Annotated in this window: 3 protein-coding genes and 2 pseudogenes; 1 reads left to right on the plus strand and 4 read right to left on the minus strand. The window is 55.0% G+C overall.

Going from position 1 to position 4,267, the window contains the following annotated elements; all coding sequences use genetic code 11:
- The first annotated feature begins 327 nt into the window (after positions 1-327).
- Positions 328-1,008 carry a heavy metal response regulator transcription factor gene (locus IEG05_RS22850; RefSeq protein WP_003292635.1) on the plus strand — a complete coding sequence of 227 codons (681 nt, stop codon included), beginning with the start codon at positions 328-330 and terminating at the stop codon, positions 1,006-1,008.
- Between the two features lie 90 nt (positions 1,009-1,098).
- Here IEG05_RS22850 and IEG05_RS22855 read toward each other — a convergent pair.
- The 4 genes and pseudogenes from IEG05_RS22855 to IEG05_RS22870 form a co-directional block, all read right to left on the minus strand.
- A pseudogene (locus IEG05_RS22855) lies at positions 1,099-1,668 on the minus strand (three-Cys-motif partner protein TcmP); the annotation flags it as partial.
- A 171-nt stretch (positions 1,669-1,839) separates the two neighbouring features.
- A complete protein-coding gene (locus IEG05_RS22860) occupies positions 1,840-2,352 on the minus strand; it encodes a type II toxin-antitoxin system YhaV family toxin (protein WP_046621561.1) in 513 nt (170 codons plus the stop codon).
- Entirely contained in the window at positions 2,349-2,678 is a 330-nt protein-coding gene (locus tag IEG05_RS22865) for a type II toxin-antitoxin system PrlF family antitoxin (protein WP_046621558.1), read from the minus strand. Before IEG05_RS22865 ends, IEG05_RS22860 begins: the two co-directional genes overlap by 4 nt.
- A 326-nt stretch (positions 2,679-3,004) precedes the next feature.
- Positions 3,005-4,147: pseudogene (locus IEG05_RS22870) on the minus strand (DEAD/DEAH box helicase); the annotation flags it as partial.
- Positions 4,148-4,267 lie beyond the last annotated feature (120 nt).

A 4,267-nucleotide genomic window follows, 5' to 3' on the forward strand; every position in this document is an offset into this window, starting at 1 on the left:
AGAAAGCGGCAAGATCAATAGGATGCACGGCGACAGCAGGGACAGGTGAAGGGTGTGTTTGGCGACTGCCAATTTACCTGCTTCCCTGACTGTCAACTCGCTCTTCCCCCAGACTCCGCGAAGAACCAAAAAAAAGGCGCCATCTAGGCGCCGATAGGCCAAAGGAGCATGAAAAGGCCAAAAAGCAGAGTGTGGGAGCAACTGCTGAGGTAGACGTTAACGCTACAAGCTGTCAGACAGATGATGCGAGCATTACGTTTCTGTAAGGTACTGGCTGCACGCCCTGACAATCGGCACACTGCTCCAAATGCCGGAGGGAATACTTTCATGAAGCTTCTTGTTGCTGAAGACGAGCCGAAAACAGGCACCTACCTACAGCAGGGGCTTTCAGAGGCAGGCTTCACAGTCGATAGAGTTGAAAACGGGACCGATGCTGCTCAGCACGCGCTTCATACCACATACGACTTGCTCATCTTAGACGTGATGATGCCTGGCCTGGATGGGTGGCAGGTTTTACAGAAAGTCCGCGCTGCTGGTAATGAGGTTCCCGTGCTCTTTCTCACCGCCCGAGACGGGGTTCAGGATCGAGTAAAGGGATTGGAGTTGGGCGCTGATGATTATCTCATCAAGCCGTTTGCCTTCTCCGAATTGCTAGCCAGGATCCGTACGTTGCTTCGCCGCGGCAATAATGTCCCCAACCAAACAATACTCAAACTCCTCGACCTTGAGGTCGATCTGCTCAGGCGTCGAGTTACGCGATCGGGGAAACGAATAGACCTAACTGCAAAGGAATTCGCACTTCTTGAGCTATTACTTCGGCGTCGCGGGGAAGTGCTCTCAAAGTCCCTTATCGCCTCCCAAGTATGGGACATGAATTTCGACAGCGATACCAATGTGATTGAGGTGGCGGTACGACGGCTGAGAGCAAAAATCGATGATGAGTTCGAACCTAAGCTCATACAAACCGCGCGTGGGATGGGCTATTTGATCGACGCGCCAGACCCCTAGAGCGAAATGCTCGGCATTTCACGCGATGGGCCAAGCTACCGGTACCGATGCGGTTAAGGCGAGCCACCGAGCAAGGAGCGGTGCCGAACCTCAGTTCTCCGAGCTGGATTTCTTCAGCTGTGGCACGAAGAAGATGGGTCTCTGCGGGGGAGCTATCAGAATATCACTGGATTTGATGCTAGTGCCCTTGCGACGCCTGGTCTTGCCATCCTTACCGACCGCCAGCAAATCACCGGTCGCAACAGCGATATCGAGCGCCTGCTTTACGCGAAACTCGTCAGCCATGGTGTAGTTGGTCAATCCGCTCATCAGGCCCAAAAAAGGTTGCCGTTCTACCTCGTAGACCTGTTTGGGCAAGAGCTCTGAAAGTTCTCCTCGGACGCGGTCATCGGTGGCATCGTCGAAGTGATGCTCATCCAACAGCAAATCGTGTTGGCCTGTCACGGCGATATCCCGATTGGCGTCGTAGCCGAAAAAGCTGGAAGGCGACAGCATATGGGAAAAGTTGTTGCCGTATTTCCAGTGGATCTTCTTCATCACATCGTTGGCGCGGTAGTTGTTCGCCAGATGGATAAACCAATAGGCCATCGGGTTGCTGCCAGCAGGGCGGATGAAGAACACGGTCATGTACTGGGCACCGCTTTCCTGTTTGATCCCTTCATGGGAGTAGGTAGTAGTCTTTCTCATGGCCTCATCTTCTCAAGAGTTGAGGCCTCCACGAAACCCGGGGTGATTCAAGTAAGAGTCCTGAGCCGGAGCGGAATCCGCACTGAGGGCACTGGAGGAATGAGGGACTAGGGCTCGATTCACTTAGAAGGCCGGACGCCGCTATCACTGCACCGTTGCCGCCCTTGCCAATGATTCCTCCATCCGCAGCGATTCTGTCTGCGCCTCAGCCAGGAGCCGATCCCAGTCGTCCGGCGGGTGCCCGCTTTCCAGCATTTTTCGAAACACTCGATAGGCGTCGTCGCTACTTTGATAGGCGCGTTTTGTGTCGTCGTCATTCACCCAAGCGAAGACGATAACCTTGCTAGGAGCGTGGTAGCGAAAAAATAGCCGGTACTGCTGAAAGAACTTGGCGCGAAACCAGTGCTTGTGATCGTCACCGAGCGTTCCGCCCTGGCGGTATTCCGGTCGAGTCGGATCTTGAGGAATAACATCAAATGCCAACTTAATGATCGCGGCCAGTCGTTTACTGGCGTTTTTCTTCACATATCCGACTGAGTCTTTTTGCTTAAGGGTCTCGACCTGCCGCGCCAGTACCTCAATCTGTGCGAGAAATAGTGGATGAGCGAAAACCGTCCAACCATGAATAACCAGTGGCTCGGGCTTCCCTGCGCTCATTCATCGTCCGCCGACAGGACAGTATCGAGATCGACATCGACACCGCCTACCAATGATTGGAGCCGTTGGACGAGCCCGGTATCCACGGATTTCAGCCGCTCGGGATGGCGTGTAATGTCAGCAGCCAGAAAGCTGAGGAACTGACCAAGCACTGGATCATCGCTGCCGGATGCTTCGACGCGCGTGAGCACTACTTCTCCGCTGGGCCGAATGGTGTAGTGAATCTTGTCGCGCTTGCCCAACTTGAGAGCACGACGGACAGTCTCCGGCACCGTGGTCTGGTAACGATCGGTAAGGGTGGATTCGACTTCGAAGTTCGCGGCCATGGCAGTCTCCTGCGGATCTGGGTTGACGTCCGCATGGTAATGCAATCGCATTGTCAGAACAATACGGTGCATCGCGTTCCGAGAAAGCTAGGGCGAAAAAGGCTTGATTGGCTTTCTCGCCGAGACACACAGCCGCTGGAATCGACTCTCTTTGTCGTGGCAAAGCGCAAGATTGCTTAAGCGATAGCCAACCGCCAGGCCACTGGAAAAGCCCGCCGTACCAGCCATCACGGAAGCTTTGGGCCGAAGCCAGAGTGCGGTCCGTCTTGACCAGATGAACCAAAGTCGGCTTTCAACAAAGCAGGCATCACACAAATAAGCTAGATTCAGGCCGTCTCCGCAGGCTGGCTCACTAGAGCCAATGCCAAGGCCTTTGCTCCACCCAAGTCCAAATGCATCGTGGCGTAAGACTGCATGAGTAATGCTGGCGGAAGCACCCAATCCCATTTTTCTTGAGCCATGTTCTGTACGTCCGCCAGAACAGCGGATTCATCAATACCGTCCCACTCGGCGATCTCACGCAGCTTGCTTTCAAGCGACGTCCGATCTCCCTCAACCTCGATGACCAACCCGCTGTTCTCACTGGCTAGTCCGGTGTGCGTCAACAAGATGGCTAGGGCATCGTTTGTCCAATCGCCTCGCCAGCTGAAAAGGTAAGTCTTACCTCCGCTTTCGGTCATGCTCGAATGTGCCAGTCCAAGGTCCGAAAAAGCGCTACGTGCCTGAGCTAGTAGCTCTTGTGCCGTAGTATCAAGATAGGGGTAGACGTCCGCCTCCAACAAGACGCTCCTCATCTCTTGCCGAACCCGATCATGTACACGGGCTCCAAGCCCGTCAAAGGACGGGGGAGCACCACCGGGATCGGATCTCACGACAACGACCTTGGCCTCAGTGTCCACGCTCGTCACCCGCCAGCGGCGCCCAGCAAAGATGATTCGCTGATCGACGGTCAATGGCCTGGAGACGGGCAATGCGCCAAGTGGTTTCCCATCGCATACCAGGCGGAACTCTTCATTTCTGACAAATGCACTGTAGAAGTCGTAGTGGTTGATCAGGCGTTCCCCCACTACGCCGGGCAGCAGGAGCCCCGATGTTTCCTGGGTTATCAAATCGCGCTCACCGAGGGCACGAAGCAAACTGAGGAAGCTGCCCTGCTCCACCCCAGTGAACGGACCACTGCGTATCAAGGTGCTCCACAGCTCTGCAGCTGTAGCTCCACCCCGCTGGGCTATCACCGAGAGGCACTGCTGTACCAGCGTCGATAAATGAAGACCATGAACACGAGGAGGCTCGAACCAGCCCTGCATCAACAACCGGATCATCGCGATGCTTTGCAGCAAACCCTGGCGAAGTCGATCCGACAGGGGCGAGCCATCGTCTAGCTGACGCTCCTTACAGTAACTTCGGAGAATGGCTGCCTCTCCCGGACGGCGTCCGGATCGCCCCAAGCGTTGACGCAAGCTATTAACCCGGCAATCAAATACACCAAATCATGCTGCGTAGGCGATACGTGGATGCCGGAAATAAGAACGGATTCTTTGAGGGCGTAATTGCAATCGTCTCATGACCGAGCGAACACGCCTTTCCAG

The organism is Stutzerimonas kunmingensis (assembly GCF_014764705.1).
Lineage (GTDB): Bacteria > Pseudomonadota > Gammaproteobacteria > Pseudomonadales > Pseudomonadaceae > Stutzerimonas.